This window comes from Tsukamurella asaccharolytica (assembly GCF_007858435.1).
Taxonomy (GTDB): domain Bacteria; phylum Actinomycetota; class Actinomycetes; order Mycobacteriales; family Mycobacteriaceae; genus Tsukamurella; species Tsukamurella asaccharolytica.
This window is the reverse complement of the sequence record NZ_VIGW01000013.1, coordinates 1-26,117: the sequence shown is the minus strand read 5'-3', so window position 1 is coordinate 26,117 and position 26,117 is coordinate 1. Positions and strand designations below refer to the sequence as shown.

Sequence of the window (26,117 nt, the reverse complement as noted above, 5' to 3'; positions counted from 1 at the left end):
ATCTCCCGGCGGTGATGACCTGACCTGTTCCGCCCAGCAAGGTAGCACGCGGTGAGGTCTGTCTCATGTGCAAGGATGTGCGCGTGGAGCAGTTGGAGCTATGGCCCGCGCCCTTCGCCGCAGGTCCGGTGACGGGAACCGTCGCCCTCCCGGGCTCGAAATCGATCACCAATCGCGCGTACGTCCTTGCGGCGCAAGCGTCGTCGCGGTCCACGCTGACGAACACCCTCCGCAGCCGCGACACCGATCTCATGGCGCGCGCCCTCGAGACGCTCGGCGCCCGCGTCGACTTCCTTACCGACACCACGGTTGCGGTGTCGGGCGGGCGTTTGCACGGCGGCGACGTCGACTGCGGCCTCGCCGGCACCGTCATGCGCTTCCTCCCGCCACTCGCCGCCGGGGCGCGCGGCACCGTCGCCTTCGACGGTGACCCGCAGGCCCGGGCCCGTCCGCTGGGCACCGTCCTCGACGCGCTGCGCGGGCTCGGCGCCCGAATCGACGGCGACGGCCTGCCGTTCACCGTGCGCGGCGACGGCCCGATCCGCGGCGGCACCGTCACCATCGACGCGTCCGCCAGCTCGCAGTTCGTCTCCGGCCTGCTGCTCAGCGGCCCGAGCTTCGCCGAGGGCGTCACCGTGCACCACGACGGCAAGCCGGTGCCGTCGATGCCGCACATCGAGATGACCGTCGACATGCTGCGCGCCGCGGGCGCCGAGGTCGACACCTCCGAGGCGAACACCTGGCGCGTCGCTCCGGGCGGTGTCCGGGCGCACGAGTGGACGGTGGAACCGGACCTGTCGAACGCCACCGTCTTCCTCGCCGCAGCGGCGATCACCGGCGGCGCCGTGACCGTGCCGCACTGGAATCCGGAGTCCACGCAGCCGGGCGTCCAGTTCGCCGACATCCTCGCCGCGATGGGCGCCGAGGTCACGCACGCCGCCGGCGCGCTCACCGCGCGCGGCACCGGCGACCTGCACGGCCTCGACTGGGACCTGCGCGACATCGGCGAACTCACCCCCACCGTGGCCGCGCTCGCCGCGCTCGCGGACACCCCGTCGCACCTGCGCGGCATCGCCCACCTGCGGGGCCACGAGACCGACCGGCTCGCCGCGCTGACGGCCGAGATCACCGCCCTCGGCGGGCGCTGTGCCGAGACGGAGGACGGACTGCACATCGAACCCGCGACCCTGCACGGCGGCGTCTGGCACAGCTACGCGGATCACCGCATGGCCACCGCCGGCGCCATCCTCGGCCTGGTCACCCCGGGCGTGCAGGTCGAGGACATCGCGACCACGGCCAAGACGATGCCGGACTTCCCCGCGCTGTGGAACGCGCTCCTCGGCGGATCGTGAGCCTTGGGTAAGCGCGAGTACGACGAGTCCGACGTCCGGGTGCGCCCCGGGAAGAGCAGTCGGCCGCGCACGAAGAACCGCCCGGATCACAGCGACGCCGCGACGGCGATGGTGATCTCGGTCGACCGCGGCCGGTGGGGCTGCGCGCTCGACGGCGACCCCGAGCGGGTCATCGTCGCCATGCGGGCCCGTGAGCTGGGCCGCTCCCCCATCGTCGTGGGCGATTCCGTGGGCGTCGTCGGCGATCTGACGGGCCGCAAGGACACGCTCGCGCGCATCGTCCGGGTCGACGAGCGGTCGACCGTCCTGCGCCGCACCGCCGACGACACCGACCCGTACGAGCGGATCGTGGTCGCGAACGCGCAGCAGCTGCTCATCGTGACGGCCCTGGCCGACCCCCCGCCGCGAACCGGTTTCGTCGAGCGCACCCTCATCGCCGCCTACGCCGGCGGCCTGACGCCGGTGCTGTGCCTGACCAAGGGAGACCTCGCCGACGCGGAGGAGTTCACCGCCGCGTTCGCCGACCTCGACCTGACCGTGATCGCCGCCGGCCGCGACGACCCGCTCGACGCCGCGCACGAGCTTCTCACCGGCCGCCTCACCGCGCTCATCGGACACAGCGGCGTCGGCAAGTCGACGCTGGTCAACCGCCTCGTCCCCGACGCCAATCGGGCCACCGGCGTGGTCTCAGGAGTCGGCAAGGGGCGGCACACGTCCACCCAGTCGGTCGCGCTGTGGCTGCCCGACGGGGGCTGGGTCGTCGACACTCCGGGCATTCGCAGCTTCGGCCTCGCCCATATCTCCACCGATGACGTGATCGCCGCCTTCCCCGACCTCGCCGAGACGGTGGAGGACTGCCCGCGCGGGTGCGCTCACCTGGGCCCGCCCGCCGATCCCGAGTGCGCCCTGGATCGTCTGGAGGGGACGGCGCACCGTCGGGCGATGGCGGTCCGGGGCCTGCTGGCCGACCTGACCGCCACTCCCGACTGGGCCTGAGCTACGCGGACGCGCGCTTGGGGAGCTTCCAGCCGGGCCGCGGGAAGTGGCAGGTGTAGCCGTCCGGGTACTTCTCCAGGTAGTCCTGGTGCTCCGGCTCGGCCTGCCAGAACGGGCCCGCCGCCTCGATCGTGGTCACGGCCTTCCCCGGCCACAGGCCCGACGCGTCGACATCGGCGATGGTGTCGCGCGCGACCCGCTCCTGCTCGTCGCTGAGCGGGAAGATCGCCGAGCGGTAGCTCGAGCCCACGTCGTTGCCCTGCCGGTCCCTGGTGGACGGGTCGTGGATCTGGAAGAAGAACTCCAGCACGTCGCGGTAGCTGGTCTTCGCCGGGTCGAAGACGATCTCGACGGCCTCCGCGTGGCCCGGATGGTTGCGGTACGTCGCGTGGTCATTGGTGCCGCCCGTGTAGCCCACGCGGGTGGACTCGATGCCCGGCTGCTTGCGGATCAGGTCCTGCATGCCCCAGAAACATCCGCCTGCCAGGACCGCCGTCTCGCGGCCGGGGGCCGTGGTGATGGTGCCGTTGTCAGTCATGCGCAGCTCCTTCCGCCGGGAGACGAGTGCTCCCGCTAGTCGCTTCAACATCGCCGTGCCTCGCACGATTCCGACGGTACTCGGATGGGCGAGGTCGGCGGGCGCGAGACTACTGCGCGGCGGCCTGCGCGGCGTCGATCATCGCGTCGACGCTGGTCAGCTTCACCCGGGGACGCACGTCCTCCTCGGCGAGGGCGGTCTCGTGCGCGTCGATGGCCACCCAGCCGTCGTACTCGACGAGGTTCGGCACCCGGTCGACGATGAGCTTCTCGACCTGCGCACCGTCGAAGTCGCTGCGCGCCAGCCTGCCCGCGGCGACGTCGGCGAGCAGCACCGAGACGGTATCGCGCGCGCAGTCGCGGTTGGTGGGGATGACGCCCGACGGTCCGCGCTTGATCCAGCCGACCACGTAGTGGCCCGGCAGGGGCGCACCGTCGTAGCCGACGATCCGGCTGTCGGCGTTGCGGAAGACGCCCCGCTCCGTGTCGAAAGGGATGCCGGGGATGGGCGTGCCGTGGTACCCGACGGCGTGGATGACGAGGCCCGCCTCGTGTTCGGCGACGGTGCCGGTCGGCTGCGCCTCGACCGTGCCGTCCTCGCCCGCCACGAGCTCATTGGTGGCGACGGCGACGGTACGCACACGGTCGTCGCCGCCGATGCCTACCACGGAGCGCAGGAACTTCAGCACGATCCGGCGGTCCGCACCGGTGGGTTCCTGGGCGGCGAGCCTGCGCAGCTGCTTGAGGTTGTTGCGCTCGACCGGCGGGCGCGCCTTGTCGCGCTCCTTGTCCTCGGCGGGCACGTCCGCGGGGTCGACGATCACGTCGACGCCGGGCAGCTTGCCCAGCTCGGCGACCTCGGCGGGCGTGAACGCGGCGTGCTCGGCGCCGCGCCGGCCCAGGACGACGACCTCGCGCACCGCAGAGCCGCGCAGGGCGTGCAGCGCGTGCTCGGCCATGTCGGTGCCGGAGAGCTTGTCGGCGTCGCTGACGAGGATGCGGGCCGCGTCCAGCGCGACGTTGCCGTTGCCGATCACGACAGCGCGCTCGACCCCCAGGTCGACGTCGAGGTCGCGGCGATCGGGATGGCCGTTGTACCAGCCCACGAAGTCGCTCGACGGGTGGTTGCCGGGGAGCCAGGCACCGTCGACCTCGAGGCGACGGCCACCCGACGCGCCGATCGCGTAGATCACCGCGTCGTACCACTGCGCCAGCTCGGCGGCCTGGACGTCGGTCGCCACTTCGACATTGCCGAAGTAGCGGAAGTTCTCGTGCTGCGCGGTGCGGTCGAAGATCTTGGTGACCGACTTGATCGCCGGATGATCGGGCGCGACGCCGTAGCGGACCAGGCCGAAGGGCGTCGGGAGCCGGTCGAAGACGTCGACCTGGATCTCGAGGTCGTCCTGCTCCAGCAGGTTCCCGGCGGCGAAGAACCCCGACGGCCCGGAACCCACGATCGCGACGCGCAAGGGCTTCATCAACAACACTCCCGAAACGGACGGCGCAGCAGCCTCCTTAGGCTGCCCAAAGTACGGAGTCTACGCCACGCCCGAGCGCCGGCGGCGGGCGCGACGCACCCGCTTCGCCTCGACCGCGAGCCGCTTCTCCTCCACCTTGTGCCGCGCGGCTTCGGCGATCGCGGAGCGCAGGCCCACGCGCTCGACCTCCTCCTGCGCGGCGTGCGCCGCCTCCCGGGCGTGCACCAGCCGCTCGTGCGCGTTCTCCTGCGCGTGCGCGAACCGGTCCTGCGCCGCCTCCTGGGCGTGCGTGAGCCGCTCGTGGGCGACCTCCTGCGCATGCTGCAGGCGCTCGCGCACCGCAGTGAAGCGCAGCTCGGACGCGGTCTCCGGCGCATCGTCGGACGTGGCGCGCAGCCAGCGGTCCGGCAGCGAGAGCTTGGCGATGGTGCGCTGCGAGAGGTAGTACTGCCGCAGCAGTGGCCCCTCGGTGTACGGGATGTCGTACTTCTCGCAGATCGCGCGCACCTTGACCGCGATCTCGGACAGCCGATTCGAGGGCAGGTCCGGGAACATGTGGTGCTCGATCTGGTAGCTCAGATTGCCGGTCATGAAATCCATGGCGGGCCCACCGGAGATGTTCGCGCTGCCCAGCATCTGCCGCAGGTACCACTCGCCGGGCGTCTCGTCGACGATCGACTCTGTGGTGAACTTCTCCGCACCGTCGGGGAAGTGGCCGCAGAAGATGACCACGTACGTCCAGATGTTGCGGGCCACGTTGGCCGTGAGGTTCGCCGAGAGCGTCCGCCCGAAGGAGCCTCCGACAGCCTTACTGATCGCCGGGTAGAGGAGGAAATCCTTGCCCAGCTGACGCGCCGCCTTGACGCCCAGCTCGCGGAGCTGCTTGCGGGTCTGCGGCCAGGGCTTGTTGCCGGCGATCGCCTCGGCCAGCTCGATGTCGTGCAGGGCGATGCCCCACTCGAAGGTGAGCCCGAGGAAGATGTTGTTGAGGAACTGCGCGGAGCGCTTGGCCTCCCACTGCTCGTCGCGGGTCACGCGGAGGACGCCGTAGCCCACGTCGAGGTCCTTGCCCACGACGTTCGTGTACTTGTGATGCAGGAAGTTGTGCGAATGCTTCCAGTGCGCACCGGGACAGGCCATGTCCCACTCCCACGTGGTGGAGTGGATCTCGGGATCGTTCATCCAATCCCACTGCCCGTGCATGACGTTATGCCCGAGCTCCATGTTCTCGATGATCTTGGCGACCCCGAGCATCCCCGCGCCCGCAGCCCAGAACCATCGGTTCTTGGAGCCGAGGATCGTGAGCCGACCCGCCGCCTCGAGGGCGCGCTGCGCCCGGATGACGTTGCGGATGTACCGCGCGTCCCGTTCGCCGCGCGCCGCCTCGACCTCGGCACGGATCGCGTCCAACTCGATCGCGAGATGCTCGATGTCGGCGTCATCGAGATGGGCGTATTCGCCCACGTCAGTGATAGCCACGTTTCTAGGTTACGCGCAGTTCGACGGTCCGCGTTACTTCGCGGCCGCCAGCTCCTCGACGTGCGAGCGCAGGCCGCGACGGTTGCCATCTGCATCGATCTCGCCCTTGACCACGGTGGTCTTGCCGCTCTCGTCGTAGAAGCGCTTGTTCGAGTGCGTCTCCGGCGCGTCATCGACGGTGGCCTTGAGGAACTTGTCCGGCAGCGAGAGCTTGATGATGGTGCGCCACGACTCGGCGTACTGCTTCCACATCGGGCCGGTGTTGTACGGCAGGTCGTACTTCCGGCAGATCTCCACGAGACGCGAGTTGATGTAGTTGTAGCGGTTCGAGGGCAGGTCGGGGTACAGGTGGTGCTCGATCTGGCGTCCCAGATGCCCGGAGATGAAGTGCAGCGCATTGCTGCCCTCGAAGTTCGCGGTGCCCAGCATCTGGCGCAGGTACCACTCGGGGAGGGTCTCGTTCTCGATGTCCTCGATGGTGAACTTCTCGGCGTCGTCCGGGAAGTGACCGCAGAAGATGGTCATGTGGTCCCACACGTCGCGCACGGTGTTGGCCACCAGGTTGGCCGAGGCGGCCTTCTTGTAGCCGCGGGCACCGGTGAAGGGCACGGCCATCGCGGGGAAGAGGACGTAGTCCTTCGCGGTCTGCTTGGCGATCTTGGTGAGGACCACTTTGAGCCGACTCCGGAACTCCTCCCAGTCGTACTCGGCGTACTGCTCACCACCGTTGAGCATGGCCTTCAGGGCGTTCATCAGCTCGAGGTGCTGGACGGCCTTGCCGTACTGGAAGCCGACCATCAGCGTGAAGTTGTAGATCGGGTTGAGGAGCATGTACGGCTCCCACGGCTGGTCGCGCGTGACGCGCAGGATGCCGTAGCCGATGTCGTCGTCCATATCGGTGACGTTGGTGTACTTGTGATGCATGTAGTTGTGGGTGTGCCGCCAGAACTTGCCGTCCGACGCGCTGTCCCACTCCCAGCTGGACGAGTGGATCTCCGGATCGTTCATCCAGTCCCACTGGCCGTGCATGATGTTGTGGCCGAGCTCGTTGTTCTCGATCACCTTGGCGTACGAGAGGCACGCGGCGGAGGCGGCCCACGCGGCCTTGCCCTTCCAGCCCTTCATCCCGGCGCCGAGGCCGAAGACGCGGCCCGCGGTCTCCGCGATGCGCTGGCTCTTGATCACGCGACGGATGTACTTGGCGTCCTCCTCGCCGCGGCTCTCCTCGATCTCGCGGCGCAGCGCATCCAGTTCGGCACCGAGCGCCTCGATATCGGCGTCGGTCAGGTGCGAGTATTCCGCGATGTCGGTGATAGCCACGAAGCGTTCCCCAATCGGTACGACCGCATGCAGCGGCTCAAGAACAGAACGGTTCCAGCGTAGCAGCAGCCTGGGACAAAGTCATTGATCTTGTTCCACCTGGGGCGCACGTCACACGCGGCGGCGTCGTCCCCCCGCGCCGCACCGATCCGCGACCCTCACGTTTCGTCCCCCACCCGAAGCCGGTCGTGTGATGTGGGGTCGGCTGTCCCCCGCGCGACGCCGCCTCCCCCGCCGCACGCCGAAGCCCGCGCCGGGCGCACCGTCGGGCGAAGGTCAGGGGCGGCGACGGCCCCGTCGGGCGTGGATGGCCGCACGGGCGGCCTTGAGGCCGACCCGGCGGCCGGTGCGCTCGTCGGTGCGCGGCTCGGCGAACTCCGTACCCGCGAACATCGCCTCGGACGCGGTCTCGGGGGCGTCGTCGGCGGTGTCGCGGAGGTACTTGTCGGGCAACGACAGCTTGGCGATGGTCCGCCACGACTTGTAGTACTGCACGTGCAGCGGGCCGACCGTGTACGGCAGGTCGTACTTCTCGCACAGCGCCCGCACGCGGACGCCGATCTCGGCGAGGCGGTTCGACGGCAGGTCGGGGAACAGGTGGTGCTCGATCTGGTAGCTCAGGTTGCCCGAGAGGAAGTCGATGACGGGGCCGCCGGAGAGATTGGCACTGCCGAGCATCTGCCGCAGGTACCACTGCGCCTGGGTCTCGTTGTCGACGTCCTGCTTGGTGAACTTCTCGGCACCGTCGGGGAAGTGCCCGCAGAAGATGACCGCGTTGGTCCAGACGTTGCGGATCACGTTGGCGGTGATCGTCGCGGTGAGAGCCTTGCGCCAGCCGCGCGTGCCACCGAAGGGCACGCCCACGAGCGGCGCCGCGACGTAGTCCTTGAGCACCTGCCGGCCGATCTTGCGGCCCACGTCCGAGGCGTCGGCCTTGAAGCCCTCGCGGTCGAACCACGGCTTCTTCCACTTGGTGGCCGCGCGGCCCAGCTCGAGGTGCTGGATCGCCACGCCGTACTCGAAGAGCAGCATGAGGAGCGTGTTGTAGACCACGTTGCCGGAGTTGAACGGGGTCCACGGCTGGTCGCGGGTCACGCGGAGCGTCTTGTAGCCCACATCGTCGTCCATGCCGAGGACGTTGGTGTACTTGTGGTGCACGTAGTTGTGGGTGTGCTTCCACAGCCGGGAGGTACCGGCGTTGTCCCACTCCCACGTGGTCGAGTGCACCTCGGGATCGTTCATCCAATCCCACTGCCCGTGCATGATGTTGTGCCCGAGCTCCATGTTCTCGATGATCTTGGCGAGCCCGAGCGTGGCCGCCGAGCCCCACCAGAAGCCACGCTTGTGGGCGCCCAGCAGCATCAACCGGCCGGCCACCTCGAGCCCGCGCTGGGCGGCGATGGTGCGCTGCAGGTACCGCACGTCCGACTCGCCGCGTGCGGCCTCGATGTCGCGCCGGATCGCGTCCAGTTCCGCGCCGAGCGTCTCGACGTCGGCCTCGGTGAGGTGCGCGTACTCGGGGATGTCGGTGATCGCCATGCGGGGCCGCCCTCCGTGGTGGTCTCGGACCGTCTAACCTACGCAACCGTAAGTTACGCAGTCGTAGCCTGTCAACGGAGACCGGCGCGGAGTTGCCGAACCGACACGGGATGTGCACGCCTCGGCTACACGACACGGTCCAGTTCGTCCGCTGCCGCTCGCAGAACCCGCGTGATCACCTCCGCCGGAACGCCGCCGCGCACAAGCCCACGCACCAGCTCGTCGACCGCGTGCTGCGCGGCCGCCTCCCCCGCTTCCCGCGAGCCGAGCGGGGTGGGATCGGCCACGCGAGTGCCCGCTCCGCGCCGGGTGACGATCCATCCCTCACGCTCCAGCTCCTGGTACGCCCGGGACACCGTGCCCGGCGCGAGACGCAGGTCCGAGGCGAGCTGCCGCACCGTCGGCAATCGCTCCCCGGCGCTGAGCGCGCCCACCCCGACGAGGGCCACGATCTGCTGTCGGATCTGCTCGAACGGGGGCACGGGGCTGGCGGGATCGATGGTGATTCCCGCCGTCATCCGCGGGCCTTCGCACTGCGCGAGTCCGTGGGGCGCCATCCCCACGACGGGGCGGCGAAGCGGTAGAGCGCGAAGGCCGACAGGCCGATCGCGAAGGCCATGACCACACCCAAGCCCAGCTCGGCGAGAACGCTCGGGTCCCCCACCGTCTCCATCCGGCCTGTCGGCGCCCCCGCCGCGTCGAACGTCGTGGACGAACACGAGTCGAACATCGCCGGGTAGCGCTCGCGCAGAGAGATCCCCGCCAGCGCGATCAGTTGGGCGGCGGCGGCTCCCACCGCCGCCACGGCCCGGACCACCGCGCGGCGCCGCAACTCGTCGTCCACCTGAGGGTCGCTCCCGACCGCCGGGCGCGATGTCGCCGACGCGGCGAGTCCGGCGGCAAGGACGATGCAGGCAACCAACACCGCGATCGCTCCGAGCGCACCCACCGTCGACAGCGTCTCCTGCGCGCTGCCCGGGGGTGGGGGTGAGCCCCACCGCTGCCGGAGCAGGTCGCACGGCGACGGCGCGGGCGTGCCGCCCGCGACAGCCGACCACGCCAGCATCGCGACGGCGACCAGCACACCGATCACGGAGAACGCCACGAGGAGGCGCGGTGCCATGTCGCGCGCGCTGCGCGGACGTAGGAGCGCCGCCCGGGCGCCGGGAACGGCCGGTCGCATCCATTCGCCGACGAGGCACACCGCGAGGAGCACGAGCGCAGCCCCCGCCGCCGCCGAGGGCCGCCACGCCGCCGGAAGACCCCCCGCCGCCCCGAGCATCGCCGCGATCAGCCACCCTCCCATCACCACGGAAGGCACCCGCTCCCGCCACCGCGTGGCCCGCGGAGCCCTGCGGAACGGATTGTCGGCGGACAGCAGGTACTCGCGCCGCGCGATCGCCGCGACCGCGGCGAGAACCGCCGCGCCCCACAGCGGCAAGAGCATCAGGCTCGTCATGAAATGCGCACCCCCTCGGCCTGCCTGGGCGAAGTCCGAATCAACCGGCCGGGGAACAGATAACAGGCGATCGCCCACACCACCACCAGGACCCCGGCCGATCTGGTCCAGCCGGCCGCGTCGCCGACGAGCGCCCATGAGGAGAGCACGCCGTCACTGAGCGCGCACTCGTGCAGGCGTGGCCACCCGTTGGGGTGGCTCGAGATCTGCGCGTAGAAGTCGCTCATCCGGGGCCGGTTGGCGGCGAGGTCCTCGAGGGTCGCGGATGCAAAACCCGCCGTCAGCACCACGACCAGCACCGCAGCGGACGACGATCGGGTGGCGAGACAGCGGCGGAGAGCGGAGTCGACGGCACCGTCGGACACCACCGAGGGCCGGCGATGGCAATGCCGGACCGCCACCACCGCGATCAGTACGGACCCCCACATCAGCACGAGCTGCACCACAGGCCACCACGGACTGCCGACATCGAGCGGGCCCGACAGAGGCTCGACGACGTTGGGGCCTGCAGGAACCTCGCAACCGAATCCGAGCCGGTTCGACTCCGGCGTCCCCAGCGGCTGCGCGCCGAGGTAGATGAGCGCGATCGCGGACAGCGTCCCCGGCACGAGCAGGACCCCCGCTGCAGCCGGGAGCGCCCACGGGACCAGGTCCCGCAACCGACGCGGCGACAGCGCGCCGCCGATCACCCCCGGCGACGCGACCGGCCGAAGTACAGCCGCGCAGAGCGCGACCTGGGGGAGCAATCCCACGATCAGCATCTCGGCCGGCGCGAACTCCCGGCCCGTGGCGACGCCCACCAGACCTGCGAGCAGGCACACGACGAACGACGCCGCCACCGCACCGCCTGCACGCCCGAGGATCCCGCGCGCGGTGTTCAGGGAATCCTCAGCGCCACCCTTGGGCAACGACCCCGCTGAGCGCGTCGCGAGGAAGCCCAGCGCTGCACCGACGACTGCGAGTACCACCGAAGCGATGATCGGCGTCGAATTCACTCCAAGCCCCCCTTGTGTCAAACAGACAACACAAGAATGGCGCGCCGAGCCGGTTGTGTCAACGGATCGACACAAAAGAACCCTGGGTTACACCTCCAGCGTGCAGTCCCCGACGGCCACGGAGATGCAGGTCTGGATGCGCTCGCCCTCGGTGTGCAGATCGCCGCTGCGCAGGTCGCGGACCTGGCCGTCGGCGAGCTGCACCACGCAGGTCTGGCAGATGCCCATGCGGCAGCCGAAGGGCATCTGCACGCCGGCGGCCTCGCCCGCCTCGAGGAGGGTGGTCGCACCGTCGACCTCGGCGGTCTTGCCGGACTTGCGGAAGGTGACGTCGCCGCCGGACGCGGAGACGTCGGCGCGCTCGACCGTGAACCGTTCCTGATGCAGGCGCGACTCGAGGCCGCGGTCCTTCCACGCCTTCTCCAAGTCGCTCAGGAAGACGCCGGGCCCGCAGATCCAGGTCTGCCGCTCCTGCCAGTCCGGCACGGCGTCGGCCAGGTTGGCGGGCGTCAGGCGCCCGGCGTCGCGCGTGTAGCGCAGCTGCACCGCGACGTTGTCGTGGTTGGCGTCGAAGGCCTCGAGCTCGTCGCGGAAGAGCGTGGACTCGGCGTTCGGGGCGGAGTGCACGGCCACGATGTCGGTGGACGCGGGAATGCCGCGCCGCTCGAGCGTGCGGAGCATCGCCATAACGGGCGTGATGCCGCTGCCGGCGGTGAGGAAGAGAACCTTGGGCGGCAGGGGGTTGGGGAGCGTGAAGTCGCCCGACGGTGCCTGCAGGCGCACGATGGTGCCCTCCTGCACGCCGCTGACGAGGTGGTTCGAGAGGAAGCCCTCGTTCATCGCCTTGACGGTGATCGACACCTCGCGGGGCGCACGGCCGTGGCCCATGTCCGGCACGGAGGTGAGCGAGTAGGAGCGCCACGTCCACTTGCCGCCGACGAGCACGCCGATGCCCACGTACTGCCCGGCCTCGTACTTGGTGTTGAAGCCCCAACCGGTCTCGATGGTGAGCGTGACCGACTCGTCGGTCTCCTGCTCGACCCGCACGATCTTGCCGCGCAGCTCCCGCGCCGACCACAGCGGGTTGATCAGGTGGAGGTAGTCGTCCGGCAACAGCGGCGTCGTGAGCCGCGCGACCGCGCCGCGGACCAGGTTGGTGCGGGGATGCTCGGCGGAGACGTTCTTGGCCGGGGCCTCGAGCCAATCACGGAAGGCGCGAAAAGAGTTGCTCATGGGGGTGAGCCTACGGTGCCGTAACCTCTTGGAACAATTTTCCCTGGGTTGTCCTATCGGGTGCGGCGCGGCTACGGCCTCGCCGGGCGGGACGCGACGAAGTTCCAGTAGCCCCGCGGACCGTCGGAGATCGTGAGCTGGTTCCCCACGACCTTGACGGTGCGGGCGCCGTCGAAGGCCCGGCGGAACTGCTCGCCCGCGTTGGGGGCGGAGCACATCCGCAGGGTGGAGAAGAGGCCGCTGAAGGTGGCCCGGTCGCCGATGACCTCCGCAGTCATGCCGAAAACGTTGCAGCCGTCGTTCCCACCGCCGCTGCGCTTGCCGTCGATGCTGACGTGCGCGGGCGAGCCGGTGTACTTCACGGGCGCCGTCCGGGCGACGCCGCTCGACTCGAACCTCCACTGCGTGCCGGCCAGCGGCACCGGGGCCGCCGACGCCGCAGGTGCCGACGCCACGACGCCGGCCCCCACGACGAGGGCCGCCGCGAACCGGGCACCGCGCACTGTCATTCCCTCACCGTAACCCCGCCCGCGACCGCGGTCAGAGCAGTTCCAGCAGGAAGGGCAGTTCCTGGGTGGCATACCAGGCGAGGTCGTGATCCTCGGCATCGCCGACGGCGAGCTCGGCGTCCTCGTCGCCGAGGTCCGCGGCGTCGACCACCTGCGCGGCGCGGGTCACGGCCGCCTCCGCCTCGGAGACGTCGACGTGCACGGCGAGGACGTCCTTCAGCCGGATCGGCTCGGTCACTTTGAGCACGGCGTCGTCGAGGTCCGAACGCTCCTTCGCCGCCGGCACGTCCGCCGTGATCACCACGCGCCGAACAGGATCCGGCGTGGCACCGTCAGCCCCCTCGGCCTGCGAGTCCTCGTCGTCGACGGCGAGGAGCCGCAGCGAGGCGCGCGCCGCCTGGCGCATGGCGGCCTCGGCGAGCTCCTCGTCGTCGCCCGAGGTGTACGCCTCGCGCAGCGCAGGGGTGACTCCGAAAACTGTTCCCCCCAAAGGGAACAGCTCCCCGTCACGCTGCAGGGCCTGCAGCCCCGCCAGCGTACTGGGCACGTACACCCGGACCGTCATCTACTCCTCCTTCGCGGACGCGGCGAGCTCGTCCAACGCCTCGTACAGGAATTCCGCCATCGAGATGACGTCCCACATGCCGTCGCGGTCGGCGTTGAAGCCGATGTACACCGTGCCGTTGTACGACGTGATGCCGATGGACACGACCTGGTTCGCGATGAGCGGCGGCACCGGATACACCTGCTGCACCTCGATGCCCGCCAGGTACACGGGCGCCTGCGGACCCGGCGCGTTGGTGACCAGCGCGTTGAACGAGCGCGGCGAGACGCTCATCGCGGTGCGCGCGCCGAGCGCATGCAGCGTGGGCGGGGTGAAGCCGCCGCTCGCGGCCAGCGCCCGCGCCGCGACTTGCCGGTTCCGGTCCACCTGGGCGGCGGCGCCGTGGGCGATCTGGCGCATCCGCACCACCGCATTGCTCTCGGCGACGGGCAGCGGGACGATGTAGGCACGCACCTGCTCGCCGACGCCGAGGCCCACGTCGTCGACGGCGATCGGCTCGAGCACCCGGACCTCGGTGCTCGCACTGATCGGCTCGCCGCGCGAGATCAGCCACGTCCGCAGACCGCCCGCGATCACCGACAGCAGCAGGTCGTTCACGGTGCAGCCGAAGGCCGCCCGCAGTCGGCGGAATTCGTCGAGGTCCATTCGCGCGACGGCGAACCGGCGGCTCCGGGAGATGGGCACGTTGAGCGAGCGCACCGGCGTCACGGCGGTGCGGGCCCGCACCAGCGACGAGGCGCGCTCGATGACATTGGCCGCGTCCTCCTGCAGCCCGGTGATGGACTCGGCGACCTCCCCGACCACGCCCTGGATCATCGCCGCGGTGCGCTTGGGCCGCGACAGCAGGTCGATGACCGCGCCCATCACCAGCTCGCCGTCGCTGGGCTCGTGCTGGCCCATCCACAGATCCTCGGGCGGCTGCGGCGTGTGCGGGGTGTCGGTGAGCAGCAGCTGCATCAGGTCGACGTTGTCGCGGCCGTCCACCAGCGCGAGGTGGGTCTTGGAGAACACCGCGAGCCGGTCGTCGGCGAGCCCCTCGATGAGGTACACCTCCCACAGCGGCCGCTCCCGGTCCAGCGGCCGGGAGTTCAGTCGTGCGACCAGGTCGTGCAGCTGGTCGTCGCTGCCCGGCTGGGGCAGCGCGGAGACCCGCACGTGGTAGGTGATGTCGAAATCACGGTCCTCGATCCACACCGGGCGGGCGATGCCCAGCGGCACCGTGCGGACCTTCTGCCGGTACCGGGGCACCTCGGCGAGGCGCTCCTCGATGGTGTCGAGCAGGCGCTCGAAGTCCAGGCCCCCGTCGGGTCGGCCGAGGACCACGAGCGACCCGACGTGGGTGGGGGTGGTTGAGTTCTCCAACGCGTAGAACTCCGCGTCGGACTGGCTGAGCCTGCCCTTCACGTGCACCTCCCCCACGACCGATCGTCGGCGCCAGCATACGGGATCGGCGGATCGGACCCGGTCCGAGTTGGTGGGATCCGAACGCCTTCCTGATGCGTCTAATCAGTATGGGGGCGATCATTCTCGCGGCCGACGGGGCACGATCCCGCGCGTCGCACACACCGGAATCGGGCTTCGTGGTGCTGCGCGCGCCGGACGCGGAACCGCCGGCGCGGCCGCTGGCGCACGCGCGGGCGGTTCGGACGGCGGAGCCGCTGCCGACACCGTCGGAACCGGCGCCACCGGAGCCGATTCCGCTGCCCGGGCCCGTGGCCGCGGTACACCCCGACGCGCACCGGTTCGTGCTCTCGACGCTGCGGCCCGTGTTCGAGGTGCTGGACCGGCGCCGGCCCGCGAAGCACCTGACGGCGATCGCCACGGTGACCGTCGTGGACGTGCTGCGGACCCTGGCGGAGACGGGGCCGGCGGGCACCGTCTCGGGATGGGGGAACGTGCACGTCGGGACGCCGCGCGCCCTGGTGCAGCGGCGCCGCCGGCGCCCACGCGAACCGGAGGTGGGCGCCGAGATCTTCCTGACCTACACCCGCGGCGAGCGCGTGCTCGCCGCGGCCGGACGGGTCGAGGCCGCGGCCGGACGGTGGCAGTGGGTCGCGTTCACGACTGCGGCGTGACGGAGGTCGCGCGGCTACCGGCGATGCTTGCCGCGGGAGGCGGCGGCCTTCTGCGCGGCCTTGTCCGCCTCGCGCTTGGCGGCGCGCCGCTCGGAACGGGTGCCCTGCGGCTGGTCCGCATTCTGCGAGATCTCGGTGAGCTCGCCCGACTCCGACGGCCCGGAGAGAGTGATCTTCTCCGGATCCGGCTCGGAGACAGGAGCGCTGACCTGCGCTTGAGCGGGAGCCTCGCCGCCGGCCGCGGGGGCACCCTCCTCGGGCTCCTGCACCTGAACCTTGAACAAGGTGGAGACCGACTCCTCCTTGAGGCCCTCGAGCATGCCGTTGAACATGTCGTAGCCCTCGCGCTGGTACTCGACCACCGGATCGCGCTGAGCGATCTGGCGAAGACCGATGCCCTCCTTGAGATAGTCCATCTCGTAGAGGTGCTCGCGCCACTTCTGATCGAGGACCGACAGCAGCACGGAACGCTCGACCTGGCGCATCGCGCCCTCGCCCGCGGCCTTCTCGATCGACGCCTGATGCGTGTCGTACGACGCGTGGATGTCCTTGAGGAGGATGTCCTTGAGCTCACCGCTGGTGATCTCGTCCCGGTCACCGTTCTCGTCCTCGCCGACGATCTTCTTCCAATCCAGCTCGATCGGATACAGGGTGCCCAGAGCCGTCCACAGCTCCTCGAGGTCCCAGTCCTCCACGTAGCCGGTGGAGGTGGCGGCGTCGACGTACGCGGAGACCACATCGTCGGTCATGTGGTTGACCTGGTCGAAGAGGTCCTCACCGCGGAGGATCTTGCGGCGCTCGTCGTAGATGACCTTGCGCTGCTCGTTCTGCACGTCGTCGTACTTGAGGACGTTCTTCCGGATCTCGAAGTTCTGCTGCTCGACCTGCGTCTGCGCGCTGCGGATGGCGCGCGAGACGAACTTGTTGTCGATCGGTACGTCGTCGGGCAGGTTGACGCGGTTCATCCACGCCTCGATCTGCGCGCCGTTGAAGCGCCGCATCAGCTCGTCACCGAGTGAGAGGTAGAACCGCGACTCGCCGGGGTCGCCCTGCCGGCCGGACCGGCCGCGGAGCTGGTTGTCGATGCGCCGCGACTCGTGCCGCTCCGTGCCGAGCACGTAGAGGCCACCGGCCTCGCGCACGTCGTCGCCCGCCTCCTTGGACTGCTTCCGGACCCGCTCGATGGTCTCGTCCCACGCGGCCTCGTACTCCTCGGGCGTGGAAACCGGATCGAGCCCCTTCTCGCGGAGCTCCAGGTCGGCGAGGATGTCGGGGTTGCCGCCGAGCACGACGTCGGTGCCGCGGCCGGCCATGTTGGTGGCGACGGTGACGGCGCCGGGGGTGCCGGCCTTGGCGATGATCGCCGCCTCCTGCTCGTGGAACTTCGCGTTGAGCACGGTGTGCGGGATCTTCTTGCGCTCGAGCTGACGCGAGAGGTACTCCGACCGCTCGACCGAGGTGGTGCCGATGAGGACGGGCTGGCCGGCTTCGTGGCGCTCTGCGATGTCCTCGACGATGGCGGCGAACTTCGCCTCCTCCGTCTTGTAGATGAGGTCCGTCTGGTCCTTGCGGATCATCGGCTTGTTCGTCGGGATCGGGATGACGCCCAGCTTGTAGATCTGGTGCAGCTCGGCGGCCTCGGTCTCGGCGGTGCCGGTCATGCCGGCCAGCTTGTCGTAGAGGCGGAAGTAGTTCTGCAGCGTGATCGTGGCCAGCGTCTGGTTCTCGGCCTGGATCTCGACGTTCTCCTTCGCCTCGAGAGCCTGGTGCATGCCCTCGTTGAAGCGGCGGCCCGCGAGCACGCGGCCGGTGAACTCGTCGACGATGAGGACCTCGCCCGAGCGGACGATGTAGTCCTTGTCGCGCTCGTAGAGCTCCTTGGCCTTGATCGCGTTGTTCAGGTAGCTGACGAGCAGCGAGTTCGTCGCGTCGTACAGGTTCTCGATGCCCAGCTGATCCTCGACCAGCTCGACGCCCGCCTCGTTGATGCCGATCGTCTTCTTCCGGATGTCCACCTCGTAATGGACGTCCTTCTTCATCAGCGGGACGATGCGGGCGAACTCCGTGTACCACTTCGACGAGGCATCGGCGGGGCCGGAGATGATGAGCGGCGTGCGGGCCTCGTCGATGAGGATCGAGTCGACCTCGTCGACGATGGCGTAGTTGTGGCCGCGCTGCACCAGCTCCTCTTCGCTGTGCGCCATGTTGTCGCGCAGGTAGTCGAAGCCGAACTCGTTGTTGGTGCCGTAGGTGATGTCCGCGCTGTAGGCCTGCCGCCGGCGGTCCGGGTCCTGCCCGGCGAGGATGCAGTCCACCTCGAGCCCGAGGAAGCGGTGCACGCGGCCCATCCAGTCCGCGTCGCGCTTGGCGAGGTAGTCGTTAGTCGTGACCAGGTGCACGCCCTTGCCCGTGAGCGCGTTGGCGTAGGCGGCCATGACCGAGGTCAGGGTCTTGCCCTCACCGGTCTTCATCTCGGCGATGTCGCCCTGGTGCAGCGCACCGGCTCCCATGATCTGCACGTGGTACGGCTTCTGCCCCAGCACGCGCCACGCCGCCTCGCGGGCGGTGGCGAAGGCCTCGGGGAGGATCTCGTCGAGCGACTCGCCCTTCTCCAGGCGCTTCTTGAAGACCTCCGTCTTGGCCTGCAGCTTCTCATCCGAGAGCGCCTCGTACTCGTCGCTCAGGCTCTCCACGTAGGACGCCAGGCCGTCGAGCCGCTTGACCATCCGGCCTTCGCCGAAACGCAGCACCTTGGAGAGAACCACTGAGAAACCCCAATCCCGTGAACACAGCTAAGAATCCCGGCCGCCTCGGCGGCGGCCGGGATCCATGGTAGGCGAAACGTCAGGTCAGGCGGAGCAGGCCGTAGTCGAACGCCTTCCGGCGGTACACCACGGACGGCCTCTCGGTCTCCTTGTCGAAGAACAGGAAGAAGTCGTGACCGACCAGTTCCATCTGCGACAGAGCGTCATCGACCGTCATCGGCGTGCCCGGGTGATCCTTGATGCGGACGATCTGGCCGGGCAAGTGGTCCTCGACGAGAGCGGCGTACGGATCGTCGTCCACCTCCGCCGCGGCTTGCGCATCGGGCAGGGCCGACGGTGCCGTCGCCTCCGCGACGGAGACCGGAGTGCGGTTGCCGTAGTGCACCTTCTTGCGGTCCGCGGCCTTACGCAGGCGGCTCTGCAGGCGCGAGAGGGCGGTCTCGAACGCGGCGTAGAAGTTCTCCGCCGCCGCCTCGGCGCGGGCGACGCCGCCCTTGCCGCGCACCGTCAGCTCCAGTCGCTGGCACTGCTTGGACTGCCGCGGGTTGGGCTCGTGGAAGAGGCTGACCTCGAACAGGGTGATGGTGGAACGGAACTTCTCGAGCCGCGCCAGCTTGTCTCCCAGGTAGACGCGGAAGTGCTCGGGCACCTCCACGTTGCGGCCGTCGATGGCCACCGGGGCGTTGGGAGTGAGGTATTCCTTGTCGCGCTCGTCAGTGACGTGACCGGGTTCGCGGAAGGGGTCGACCTCGACGTTGGGGGTCGCGTGGGCGCGATTCGTGTCGCGCGGGGACAGAAGGGTCATGTGGAACCTTTCAGGGCAGCGCCGGATCCCTTGCGCTAGAACGGATCACCAGTCCGTCACTGCGGTCAGCGCGCGCGGGAGCAGGCTCAGATTCGAACGACGGGCGGACTGCCCGTCGCCAGGAGGGTGTGTCATCACCTCCTCTTTCTCGAACCGGGAAAGGTATCCCCGAAGATAGCCCCGGTTCCCCGATCCCGCCAGTATTTGGTCACTGCGAGTTCACCGCCGCGTCAGGCCGCGGCCACGGTGATCGCGGCGGCGACGGTCACGCCCCGTCGGGCCAGGGCGTCGACGGACTCCGCCAGGGTGGCCCCAGTGGTCACCACGTCGTCCACCAGCACGACGGTGCCCGCGGGCGGCAGCCCCCGCACGCGGACGGTGCCGCGCACGTTCGCGGCCCGGGCCGACGCGCTCAGGCCGACGGACTCCGCGGCGCCCACGGACCGCAGGACCGGCGCGACGGTCACCGCGCACACCGGCTCCGCGGTGCGGGCGGCGGCGCGGCACACCGCGGTCACCACGTCGCCGCCGCGGCGGCGGGCGGCCCACGCGGTGGTGGGCGCGGGCACCAGGATCAGCGGACCGTCGACCTCGCCCCAGGCGCGCAGCCGCAGCACCCCGTGCGCGAGGGCCCGGCCGAGCGGGACGGCGAGGTCGCCCCGCCCACGCTCCTTGAGTTGCAGGACGGCGCGGCGCCGCGCACCGTCGTACCGGCCCAGTGTCCAGACGGGCACCGCGACCGGCACCGTGGTCCGGATCAGCGCGGGGACGTCGTGCAGGGCCGCCTCGCAGCGGGCGCACCAGCGCACGCGCGGGAAACCGCAGCCGCCGCAGGTGCGGGGCACGGCCAGCTCGACGAGGTCGTCGACCCCGCCGGCCACCCCGCGGACGACGCTCCGCACGACGCGCACGACTCCCCCGCTCCAGGTGCGTTCCGCCCCGGGAGCGCCGGGGTCTAGCCCGGCAGCACCGGGTTCGCCCGGCCCCCCGCCAGGCGATCCACCTGGCTCCAGTATTGCTCGTCGCTATCGGGGCCGATGCCGATCTGCCACACGCCCGACGAATCGGTGGCGTACACCGCGGTGGTCGACACCGCGACGTTGTAGACGGGCGGCGACAGGTTGCGGCTCGGCACCGCGGTGACCTCGCCGGAGTCGTAGCGCACGGACAGCACGGGCGAATCGGAGGTGGTGCGGCCGATGAAGATCGTGTCGCCGGTCTGCCAGTCGACCGACGAGGCCACTAGCTCCCGGTCCGTGACCACCGACGCGAGGTGAGCGATCTTGATCCGCCCGTTCGGCGCCGTCTGCACCACGCCGATCAGCACCCGCCCACCCACGACGAGCGCGACCCGCACCCCGTCGCGCGAGAGCCGAAGCTCGGTGATGGCGCCGGGCGCGGCCGCCGCCACCTCGCTCGCGTCCACGTCGACGGTCGAGATCTCGCCCGTGGTCTGGTCCTGCCGTACCCGGACCACGCGCGTCCCGTCCAGCACCGTCCAGACCCCGGAATCGTCGGGCGTCCACGATGGCCGCGTCATCGACCCGGCCGTGAGCACCTGGGTGGGGACGCCGCCGTACGGGGCGACCGCGAGCGTCGTCGCGGGACCGCCGCGGGGGCCCGCGTCGAGCACCGCCGCCACCTGTCGCCCCGACCACGACAGCCCGATGGAGCGGATCGACGTCGACGACCCGAGCGGGCCCGCGACGTCGGTGACCTGGTTGCCGGTGACCTTCACGAACTTGCCGTCGAGCACCGCGTGCAGGCCGACCGCGAGGTCCGACGAGGCGTTCGGGCTGATCGAGGCGACGTCGTTCGGATTCCAGCCGGCCTGGTGCCGGTCATCGAGCGGGGAGCCGTCGACGGTGATCACGTACGGTCCCTGGACGTCGGCCCCGGCGAGGGTCCACACGATCTGGCCGGCGATGAGCCGCGCCACATCGGGCTCGATCCGCGGCAGGCCGGTCAGATCCACCCGCACCCCCGCGAAGCCGACGCCCGGATCGCGCTGATCGCCCCGCGTGTTCGTGACCGCGCCGCGGACCGCGGCGTTCGTCCCGAAGGGGTTGAAGACGGCGTCCGCCAGCGCCGCGCGCGGGCCGCGGACCAGCTGCAGCAGCAGGTCGGCGGCCAGCTTGGAGCGCGGGCCGGCCAGCCACCGCGCGTCCGGCACCAGGGTGCGGCCCGTCGGGTCCGGGAAGTACAGCAGGTACCGGCGGTAGACGGTGCGGAACTGATCGGTGTCGATGACCAGCATCGGGGTGTCGCCGACCGAGCTGAGGCCCTGCACGCGCCACTGCCCGTCGACCTGCACGAGCTGCACGTTCTGCGTGATCGACTGGCCCGCCGGCTCGAAGGTCCCGTCGGCGCCGAGGAAGCCCGTGGCCTGCGCGCGGATCGTCGCCTTCAGGAAGTTCGCGGTGCGCTCGGTGGGCAGCACGTCGATGTCCTTGACCACGACGGCCTGCTGGGGCACCTGCCAGTTCGCATTGGGCGTGAGGAACGTCCGGGAGGCGGCGTAGTTGCCGTCGGCCACCGCGTTCGCCTTGAGGAAGTCGCGGACGATCACCTCGGGCTGCGAATCGCGGCGCGGCGCCAGGCCCTTGTCGGGCTCCGGCGACTCGCCGCCCAGGTCGCCGATGACACGCGGGCTCGTGGACTCGGGGATCGTGGCGCAGCCGGTCAGCGCGATGAGCGCGGCGAGCACGATCGCCAGGACCTTCGTCGCGGTGGCGCGCAGCGTGCGGATCGTCCTAGGCATCGTCGGAACCCCCGTCCGGGCCGCGCCGCGTCATCGACTTCAGGGGCAGGGGGCTGATGGTGACCCGCCCCCCGCGCTCGCGGGGCAGGGTGAGCCGGAAGCACGAGCCGTTGCCGGGATCGCCCCACGCCTCGAGGCGCCCGCTGTGCAGCCGCGCGTCCTCGATGCTGATCGCCAGGCCCAGCCCGGTGCCCCCGGAGCGCCGCACCCGCGACGGGTCCGAGCGCCAGAACCGGTTGAAGACCAGCTTCTCCTCGCCCGGCCGCAGACCCACGCCGTAGTCGCGGACCGTGATGGCCACGGCCTCGTCGTCGGCGCGCATGGTGAGGATCACGGGCTTGCCCTCGCTGTGGTCGATGGCATTGGCCAGCAGGTTGCGCAGCACCCGCTCGACGCGCCGCGTGTCGGCCTCGACGATGACCGGCTCGTCGGGCATGTCGAGGATCAGCTCGGTCTCGGACTGCTCCGCGAGGTGCCGCACGGTGGCCATCGCGGACGCGATCGGCACCTCGATGTCGATCTGCTCGGCGTGCAGCTCCGCGACGCCCGCGTCGTGCCGGGAGATCTCCAGCAACTCGGCGAGCAGCGTCTCGAAGCGGTCGAGCTCCTTCTGCATCAGCTCAGTGGTGCGGCGCAGGCCGGGGTCCAGCTCGTCGGCGGAATCGGCGATCATGTCGGCCGCCATCCGCACCGTGGTCAGCGGGGTCCGCAGCTCGTGGGAGACGTCGGAGGTGAACTGCCGCTGAAGGTCGCCGAACTCCTCGAGCTGGCTGATCTGCTTGGACAGCGACTCGGCCATGTCGTTGAAGCTCATCGCCAGGCGCGCGATGTCGTCCTCGCCGCGCACCGGCATGCGTTCCTTGAGCCGTCCCTCGGCGAAGCGCACCGCGATCCGTGCCGCCGACCGCACGGGCAGCACCACCTGCCGCGCGACGAGCAGGCTGACCGCGGCGAGCAGGATCAGCAGGACCGCGCCACCCGTGTAGAGCGTGCCCTGCATCAGGCTGAGGGTGGTCTCCTCCTGGGTGAGCGGGAACACCAGGTACAGCTCGAGGCCCGCGATCGTCGACTGCACGGGCGTCCCGATCACCAGCACCTTGCCGTACCGGCCGGTGCTGTCGGTGACCGTCGCGTGCTGAGACGCGGTCTGGCCGCCGCGGACGAAGTTCTGCAGCGACTGCGGGACCTCACTCTCGCTGCCGATCACGATCGGCGGCCGGCCGGCGCCGTGCGGCACGATCAGCACGGGGTCGTAGTTGCCGGACCGCGCGGCCGTCGGGCCCACGTCGAGGCCCTGGCTGACCAGGCTCCCGCGGATGCCGCGGAGCATCGCCTCCACGCCCTCCGTGCGGGTCTCGGCGCGGCTGAGCGAGAGCTCGACGCTCTGTTTGACGCGGGCGGTCTCCTCCTTGCCCGCGGTCAGTTTCGCGTCGATCAGCTGGTTCGCGATCTGCGAGGTGAGCACGAAGCCCAGCAGGAGCAGCACCGTCAGGCTGAGCACCAGGGTCTGCGTGACCACGCGCAGCTGCAGCGAGCGGCGCCACACCTGGCCCGCGTACGACAGCCCCATTCCGGCGTACCGCACACCGTCGCGCACCACGACCGCGGGGTCCGTGCGGACCGCGTGCCACGCCTCGCGCGCCCGATCCGCCAGCCGGGCCGCCCCGGCCCGGTCGATCACGATCCGATCGGCCCGCTCACGCCGGCCCCGCCTTGTAGCCGACACCGCGCAGCGTGAGCACGATCTCCGGGTTCTCCGGGTCCTTCTCGATCTTCGCGCGCAGCCGCTGGATGTGGACGTTCACCAGGCGCGTGTCCGCCGGGTGCCGGTAACCCCACACCTGCTCGAGCAGTACGTCGCGGGTGAACACCTGGCGCGGCTTGCGGGCCATGGTGACCAACAGGTCGAACTCGGTGGGCGTGAGCGCGACGACCTCGCCGTCGCGGGTCACCTTGTGCGCCGGGACGTCGATGACGACGTTGCCGATCGACAGCAGTTCGCTGGGCTCCTCGTCGGTGCGGCGCAACCGGGCCCGCACGCGCGCGACGAGCTCCTTGGGCTTGAAGGGCTTGATCACGTAGTCGTCGGCGCCGGACTCCAGGCCCAGCACCACGTCGACCGTGTCGGCCTTCGCCGTCAGCATCACGATCGGCACCGACGAATCGGCGCGCAGCACGCGGCACACGTCGATGCCGTTCATGCCCGGGAGCATGAGGTCGAGCAGCACGAGGTCGGGCCGGAACTCGCGGGCCGCACTCAGCGCCTGCGTGCCGTCGCCGACCACCATCGAGTCGAAGCCCTCATTGCGCAGGACGATGGAGAGCATCTCCGCCAGCGCGGGATCGTCGTCGATCACCAGGATGCGGGGTTTCATGCTGTCCATAGTGGCACTGCTGGCGGCGTTCCCGCTCGCACGACACCTTACGATCCTCCCCATGGGACGACTCGTCGCGATCGAGGGCCTCGACGGGGCCGGCAAGAACACGCTCACGCGGGCGGTCACGGCGCGGCTCACCGGCGGCGGGCTGACGGTGACCGCGCTCGCCTTCCCCCGGTACGGCACGCAGTTCGCCGACCTGGCCGCCGAAGCGCTGCGCGGCGGAAACGGCGACGTCGCGGACTCCGTGTACGGCATGGCACTGCTGTTCGCCTTCGACCGGCAGGCCGCGGCGCCGGAGATCCGCGCCGCCCTGGCCGCCCACGACGTGGTGCTGCTGGACCGGTACGCCGCCTCCTCGGCCGCGTACAGCGCGGCCCGCCTGGGCGAGGGCGCCGACGGTGCGGTGGCGGCGTGGGTGCGCGAGCTCGAATTCGGCCGGTTCGGGCTCCCGGTGCCCGATCTGCAGGTCTACCTCGACGTGCCGGTGGACGTCGCCGCCGAGCGCGCGCGGTCCCGCGAGGCCGGCGACGCCGCCCGCGAGCGGGACGCCTACGAGCGCGACGGCGGCCTCCAGCTCCGCACCGGCGCGGTCTACAGCGGGCTGGCGGCGGCGGGCTGGGTGTCGCCGTGGCGGGTGCACGGCGTCGACGACGCCCCGGAGCTGCTCGCCGACGCGATCGCAGCCCTTTCCTGAAGAACAGGCCTGTTATTCACTGAAGTCCCACCCGCACCGGTGCTGTGGCGCAGTAACGTGCGCCACGAAAGTGACTCGCCAGTAGCAGGGAGGGACGATCGTGCGGATCCTCGGGGCCACCGCCGCTGCCGGCGCCGCGGCGCTGCTGCTCGGCGTCGCGGTGGCGGACACGACCGCCCCCGGCACCCCCGTCGCGCACCGCTCCCCCGGCCCCGAACTCGTCGCCCAGGCCGCGATCGGCCTCGCGGACCTGCGTCCGCCGGCACCGTCGGACGCACCGGTAGCACCCGCGCCGCGGCACGTGCCGATCCCGCCGCGCCCGGAGGCCGTCAAGGTGGCGCCCGGCCCGCTCGGAATCCCCGGTGCCGCGTTCGCCGCCTACCGCGCCGCCGCCGACCGGATGGCGCTCGAGGCGCCGGGCTGCGGCATCGAGTGGAACCTCGTCGCGGCGATCGGCCGGATCGAGTCGGGGCACGCGGACGGCGGCAACGTCAACGCCGCCGGCGACACGCTCACCCCGATCCAGGGCCCGGTCCTCGACGGCTCGCTCGCGGGCAACGCGGTGATCCGCGACGGCGACGGCTTCGCCCGCGCCCTCGGCCCGATGCAGTTCCTCACCACCACGTGGTCGCTGTTCGGCGGGGACAACTCCGGCGACGGGAAGGCCGACGTCAACAACCTCCGCGACGCCGCGTACGGCGCTGCCCGCTACCTCTGCTCCAGCGCGTCGGGGCTGCAGTCCGAGGCGGCCCAGCGGGTCGCGGTGTTCGCCTACAACCAGTCGAAGGCCTACGTCGACAACGTCGTGGCCTGGTCGAAGGCCTATCGCGACCGGGCGATCCCCGTCGGCGGCATCCCCGACATGAGCGCGCCCGTCGCCCCACCGCCCACACTGCCCAAGCCGCTGCCGCCCGGCACGGTGGTCGTCGTCGGGTGCGGGACGCCCGGCGGCGCGCCGTCCCGCCCCGGTGGGCCGTCGGGGCCGGCGTCCCCGTCCGGCGCGGTGGCCCCGTCCGGCACGGTGGCCCCGTCCGGACAAGCGCAGCCGTCGCCGGCCGGTCCGGCCGCGGGGGCGACGACCTCCCAGCGGCCCTCGGTGGCCCCGTCGGCGGCGAGCGCGGCACGCGGTCCCGGGGGCACGCCGCTGCCCACCACGGTGAGCGACTGCGCGCCC

23 protein-coding genes are annotated in these 26,117 nt (G+C 70.7%); 5 read left to right on the top strand and 18 right to left on the bottom strand.

The window, feature by feature from the left end:
* Positions 1 to 65 precede the first annotated feature (65 nt).
* The gene (aroA, locus tag FK529_RS17130; RefSeq protein WP_146563469.1) at positions 66 to 1,352 is read left to right on the top strand and encodes a 3-phosphoshikimate 1-carboxyvinyltransferase; all 1,287 of its coding nucleotides are present in this window, start codon (positions 66 to 68) and stop codon (positions 1,350 to 1,352) included.
* Positions 1,353 to 1,355: 3 nt separating this feature from the next.
* Entirely contained in the window at positions 1,356 to 2,348 is a 993-nt protein-coding gene (gene rsgA / locus FK529_RS17125; protein ID WP_146563467.1) for a ribosome small subunit-dependent GTPase A, read from the top strand.
* Between the two features lies 1 nt (position 2,349).
* Here the strand turns inward: rsgA and msrA are convergent, their stop codons facing one another.
* From msrA to FK529_RS17065, 12 genes are all read right to left on the bottom strand, one after another.
* A complete protein-coding gene (gene msrA, locus FK529_RS17120; RefSeq protein ID WP_146563465.1) occupies positions 2,350 to 2,886 on the bottom strand; it encodes a peptide-methionine (S)-S-oxide reductase MsrA in 537 nt (178 codons plus the stop codon).
* Between the two features lie 109 nt (positions 2,887 to 2,995).
* Positions 2,996 to 4,363 carry an FAD-dependent oxidoreductase gene (locus FK529_RS17115; RefSeq protein ID WP_146563463.1) on the bottom strand — a complete coding sequence of 456 codons (1,368 nt, stop codon included), beginning with the start codon at positions 4,361 to 4,363 and terminating at the stop codon, positions 2,996 to 2,998.
* Between the two features lie 60 nt (positions 4,364 to 4,423).
* The gene (locus tag FK529_RS17110) at positions 4,424 to 5,842 is read right to left on the bottom strand and encodes a fatty acid desaturase (protein WP_146563461.1); all 1,419 of its coding nucleotides are present in this window, start codon (positions 5,840 to 5,842) and stop codon (positions 4,424 to 4,426) included.
* A gap of 33 nt (positions 5,843 to 5,875) precedes the next feature.
* Positions 5,876 to 7,162 carry a fatty acid desaturase family protein gene (locus tag FK529_RS17105; RefSeq protein ID WP_146563459.1) on the bottom strand — a complete coding sequence of 429 codons (1,287 nt, stop codon included), beginning with the start codon at positions 7,160 to 7,162 and terminating at the stop codon, positions 5,876 to 5,878.
* Between the two features lie 276 nt (positions 7,163 to 7,438).
* On the bottom strand, positions 7,439 to 8,701 hold the full coding sequence (locus FK529_RS17100; protein ID WP_146563457.1) for a fatty acid desaturase family protein: 1,263 nt from the start codon (positions 8,699 to 8,701) through the stop codon (positions 7,439 to 7,441).
* A 125-nt stretch (positions 8,702 to 8,826) separates the two neighbouring features.
* Positions 8,827 to 9,219: a GntR family transcriptional regulator gene (locus tag FK529_RS17095; RefSeq protein ID WP_146563455.1), complete on the bottom strand. Its 393-nt coding sequence runs from the start codon at positions 9,217 to 9,219 to the stop codon at positions 8,827 to 8,829.
* On the bottom strand, positions 9,216 to 10,160 hold the full coding sequence (locus FK529_RS17090) for a hypothetical protein (protein ID WP_146563453.1): 945 nt from the start codon (positions 10,158 to 10,160) through the stop codon (positions 9,216 to 9,218). The genes FK529_RS17095 and FK529_RS17090 overlap by 4 nt, the downstream gene beginning before the upstream one ends.
* Positions 10,157 to 11,155 (bottom strand): hypothetical protein, encoded by a 999-nt coding sequence (locus FK529_RS17085; RefSeq protein WP_146563450.1) that lies wholly within the window; start codon positions 11,153 to 11,155, stop codon positions 10,157 to 10,159. Before FK529_RS17085 ends, FK529_RS17090 begins: the two co-directional genes overlap by 4 nt.
* Positions 11,156 to 11,242: 87 nt before the next feature.
* Positions 11,243 to 12,388, bottom strand: a complete 1,146-nt coding sequence (locus FK529_RS17080) for a ferredoxin reductase (protein WP_146563448.1) — start codon at positions 12,386 to 12,388, stop codon at positions 11,243 to 11,245.
* Positions 12,389 to 12,459: 71 nt separating this feature from the next.
* On the bottom strand, positions 12,460 to 12,897 hold the full coding sequence (locus FK529_RS17075; RefSeq protein WP_158635143.1) for an META domain-containing protein: 438 nt from the start codon (positions 12,895 to 12,897) through the stop codon (positions 12,460 to 12,462).
* A gap of 31 nt (positions 12,898 to 12,928) precedes the next feature.
* Complete coding sequence (locus FK529_RS17070) at positions 12,929 to 13,462, bottom strand: DUF6912 family protein (RefSeq protein WP_146563444.1); 534 nt, start codon at positions 13,460 to 13,462, stop codon at positions 12,929 to 12,931.
* Entirely contained in the window at positions 13,463 to 14,866 is a 1,404-nt protein-coding gene (locus FK529_RS17065) for a WS/DGAT/MGAT family O-acyltransferase (RefSeq protein WP_146563576.1), read from the bottom strand.
* A 107-nt stretch (positions 14,867 to 14,973) separates the two neighbouring features.
* Here FK529_RS17065 and FK529_RS17060 point away from each other — a divergent pair, with 107 nt between their 5' ends.
* Positions 14,974 to 15,537, top strand: a complete 564-nt coding sequence (locus tag FK529_RS17060) for an Rv3235 family protein (protein WP_146563442.1) — start codon at positions 14,974 to 14,976, stop codon at positions 15,535 to 15,537.
* A gap of 14 nt (positions 15,538 to 15,551) precedes the next feature.
* Here the strand turns inward: FK529_RS17060 and secA are convergent, their stop codons facing one another.
* From secA to mtrA, 6 genes are all read right to left on the bottom strand, one after another.
* A complete protein-coding gene (gene secA, locus FK529_RS17055) occupies positions 15,552 to 18,263 on the bottom strand; it encodes a preprotein translocase subunit SecA (protein ID WP_231703153.1) in 2,712 nt (903 codons plus the stop codon).
* A 118-nt stretch (positions 18,264 to 18,381) separates the two neighbouring features.
* The gene (gene hpf, locus FK529_RS17050) at positions 18,382 to 19,107 is read right to left on the bottom strand and encodes a ribosome hibernation-promoting factor, HPF/YfiA family (protein ID WP_146563438.1); all 726 of its coding nucleotides are present in this window, start codon (positions 19,105 to 19,107) and stop codon (positions 18,382 to 18,384) included.
* Between the two features lie 230 nt (positions 19,108 to 19,337).
* Complete coding sequence (locus tag FK529_RS17045) at positions 19,338 to 20,018, bottom strand: ComF family protein (protein WP_231703152.1); 681 nt, start codon at positions 20,016 to 20,018, stop codon at positions 19,338 to 19,340.
* A 44-nt stretch (positions 20,019 to 20,062) separates the two neighbouring features.
* The gene (lpqB, locus tag FK529_RS17040; protein WP_146563436.1) at positions 20,063 to 21,868 is read right to left on the bottom strand and encodes an MtrAB system accessory lipoprotein LpqB; all 1,806 of its coding nucleotides are present in this window, start codon (positions 21,866 to 21,868) and stop codon (positions 20,063 to 20,065) included.
* Positions 21,861 to 23,468, bottom strand: a complete 1,608-nt coding sequence (gene mtrB / locus FK529_RS17035; RefSeq protein ID WP_269432102.1) for an MtrAB system histidine kinase MtrB — start codon at positions 23,466 to 23,468, stop codon at positions 21,861 to 21,863. Before mtrB ends, lpqB begins: the two co-directional genes overlap by 8 nt.
* A gap of 97 nt (positions 23,469 to 23,565) precedes the next feature.
* Positions 23,566 to 24,252, bottom strand: a complete 687-nt coding sequence (gene mtrA / locus FK529_RS17030) for an MtrAB system response regulator MtrA (RefSeq protein WP_146563434.1) — start codon at positions 24,250 to 24,252, stop codon at positions 23,566 to 23,568.
* A 52-nt stretch (positions 24,253 to 24,304) separates the two neighbouring features.
* Here mtrA and FK529_RS17025 point away from each other — a divergent pair, with 52 nt between their 5' ends.
* Together FK529_RS17025 and FK529_RS17020 are read left to right on the top strand one after the other, a co-directional pair.
* The gene (locus tag FK529_RS17025) at positions 24,305 to 24,943 is read left to right on the top strand and encodes a dTMP kinase (RefSeq protein WP_146563432.1); all 639 of its coding nucleotides are present in this window, start codon (positions 24,305 to 24,307) and stop codon (positions 24,941 to 24,943) included.
* 100 nt (positions 24,944 to 25,043) lie between these two features.
* Positions 25,044 to 26,117: lytic transglycosylase domain-containing protein (locus FK529_RS17020; RefSeq protein ID WP_146563429.1), on the top strand; the 1,074-nt coding region annotated here is incomplete at its 3' end.

Excerpts from the sequence above, each read along its gene's own strand:
- aroA (WP_146563469.1), top strand. The coding sequence starts at position 66 with ATGTGCAAGGATGTGCGCGTGGAGCAGTTGGAGCTATGGCCCGCGCCC.
- FK529_RS17075 (WP_158635143.1), bottom strand. The coding sequence starts at position 12,897 with ATGACAGTGCGCGGTGCCCGGTTCGCGGCGGCCCTCGTCGTGGGGGCC.
- msrA (WP_146563465.1), bottom strand. The coding sequence starts at position 2,886 with ATGACTGACAACGGCACCATCACCACGGCCCCCGGCCGCGAGACGGCG.
- FK529_RS17060 (WP_146563442.1), top strand. The coding sequence starts at position 14,974 with ATGGGGGCGATCATTCTCGCGGCCGACGGGGCACGATCCCGCGCGTCG.
- mtrA (WP_146563434.1), bottom strand. The coding sequence starts at position 24,252 with ATGGACAGCATGAAACCCCGCATCCTGGTGATCGACGACGATCCCGCG.
- FK529_RS17100 (WP_146563457.1), bottom strand. The coding sequence starts at position 8,701 with ATGGCGATCACCGACATCCCCGAGTACGCGCACCTCACCGAGGCCGAC.
- FK529_RS17090 (WP_146563453.1), bottom strand. The coding sequence starts at position 10,160 with ATGACGAGCCTGATGCTCTTGCCGCTGTGGGGCGCGGCGGTTCTCGCC.
- FK529_RS17115 (WP_146563463.1), bottom strand. The coding sequence starts at position 4,363 with ATGAAGCCCTTGCGCGTCGCGATCGTGGGTTCCGGGCCGTCGGGGTTC.
- secA (WP_231703153.1), bottom strand. The coding sequence starts at position 18,263 with ATGGTCAAGCGGCTCGACGGCCTGGCGTCCTACGTGGAGAGCCTGAGC.
- lpqB (WP_146563436.1), bottom strand. The coding sequence starts at position 21,868 with ATGCCTAGGACGATCCGCACGCTGCGCGCCACCGCGACGAAGGTCCTG.
- hpf (WP_146563438.1), bottom strand. The coding sequence starts at position 19,107 with ATGACCCTTCTGTCCCCGCGCGACACGAATCGCGCCCACGCGACCCCC.
- FK529_RS17070 (WP_146563444.1), bottom strand. The coding sequence starts at position 13,462 with ATGACGGTCCGGGTGTACGTGCCCAGTACGCTGGCGGGGCTGCAGGCC.
- FK529_RS17025 (WP_146563432.1), top strand. The coding sequence starts at position 24,305 with ATGGGACGACTCGTCGCGATCGAGGGCCTCGACGGGGCCGGCAAGAAC.
- FK529_RS17095 (WP_146563455.1), bottom strand. The coding sequence starts at position 9,219 with ATGACGGCGGGAATCACCATCGATCCCGCCAGCCCCGTGCCCCCGTTC.
- FK529_RS17080 (WP_146563448.1), bottom strand. The coding sequence starts at position 12,388 with ATGAGCAACTCTTTTCGCGCCTTCCGTGATTGGCTCGAGGCCCCGGCC.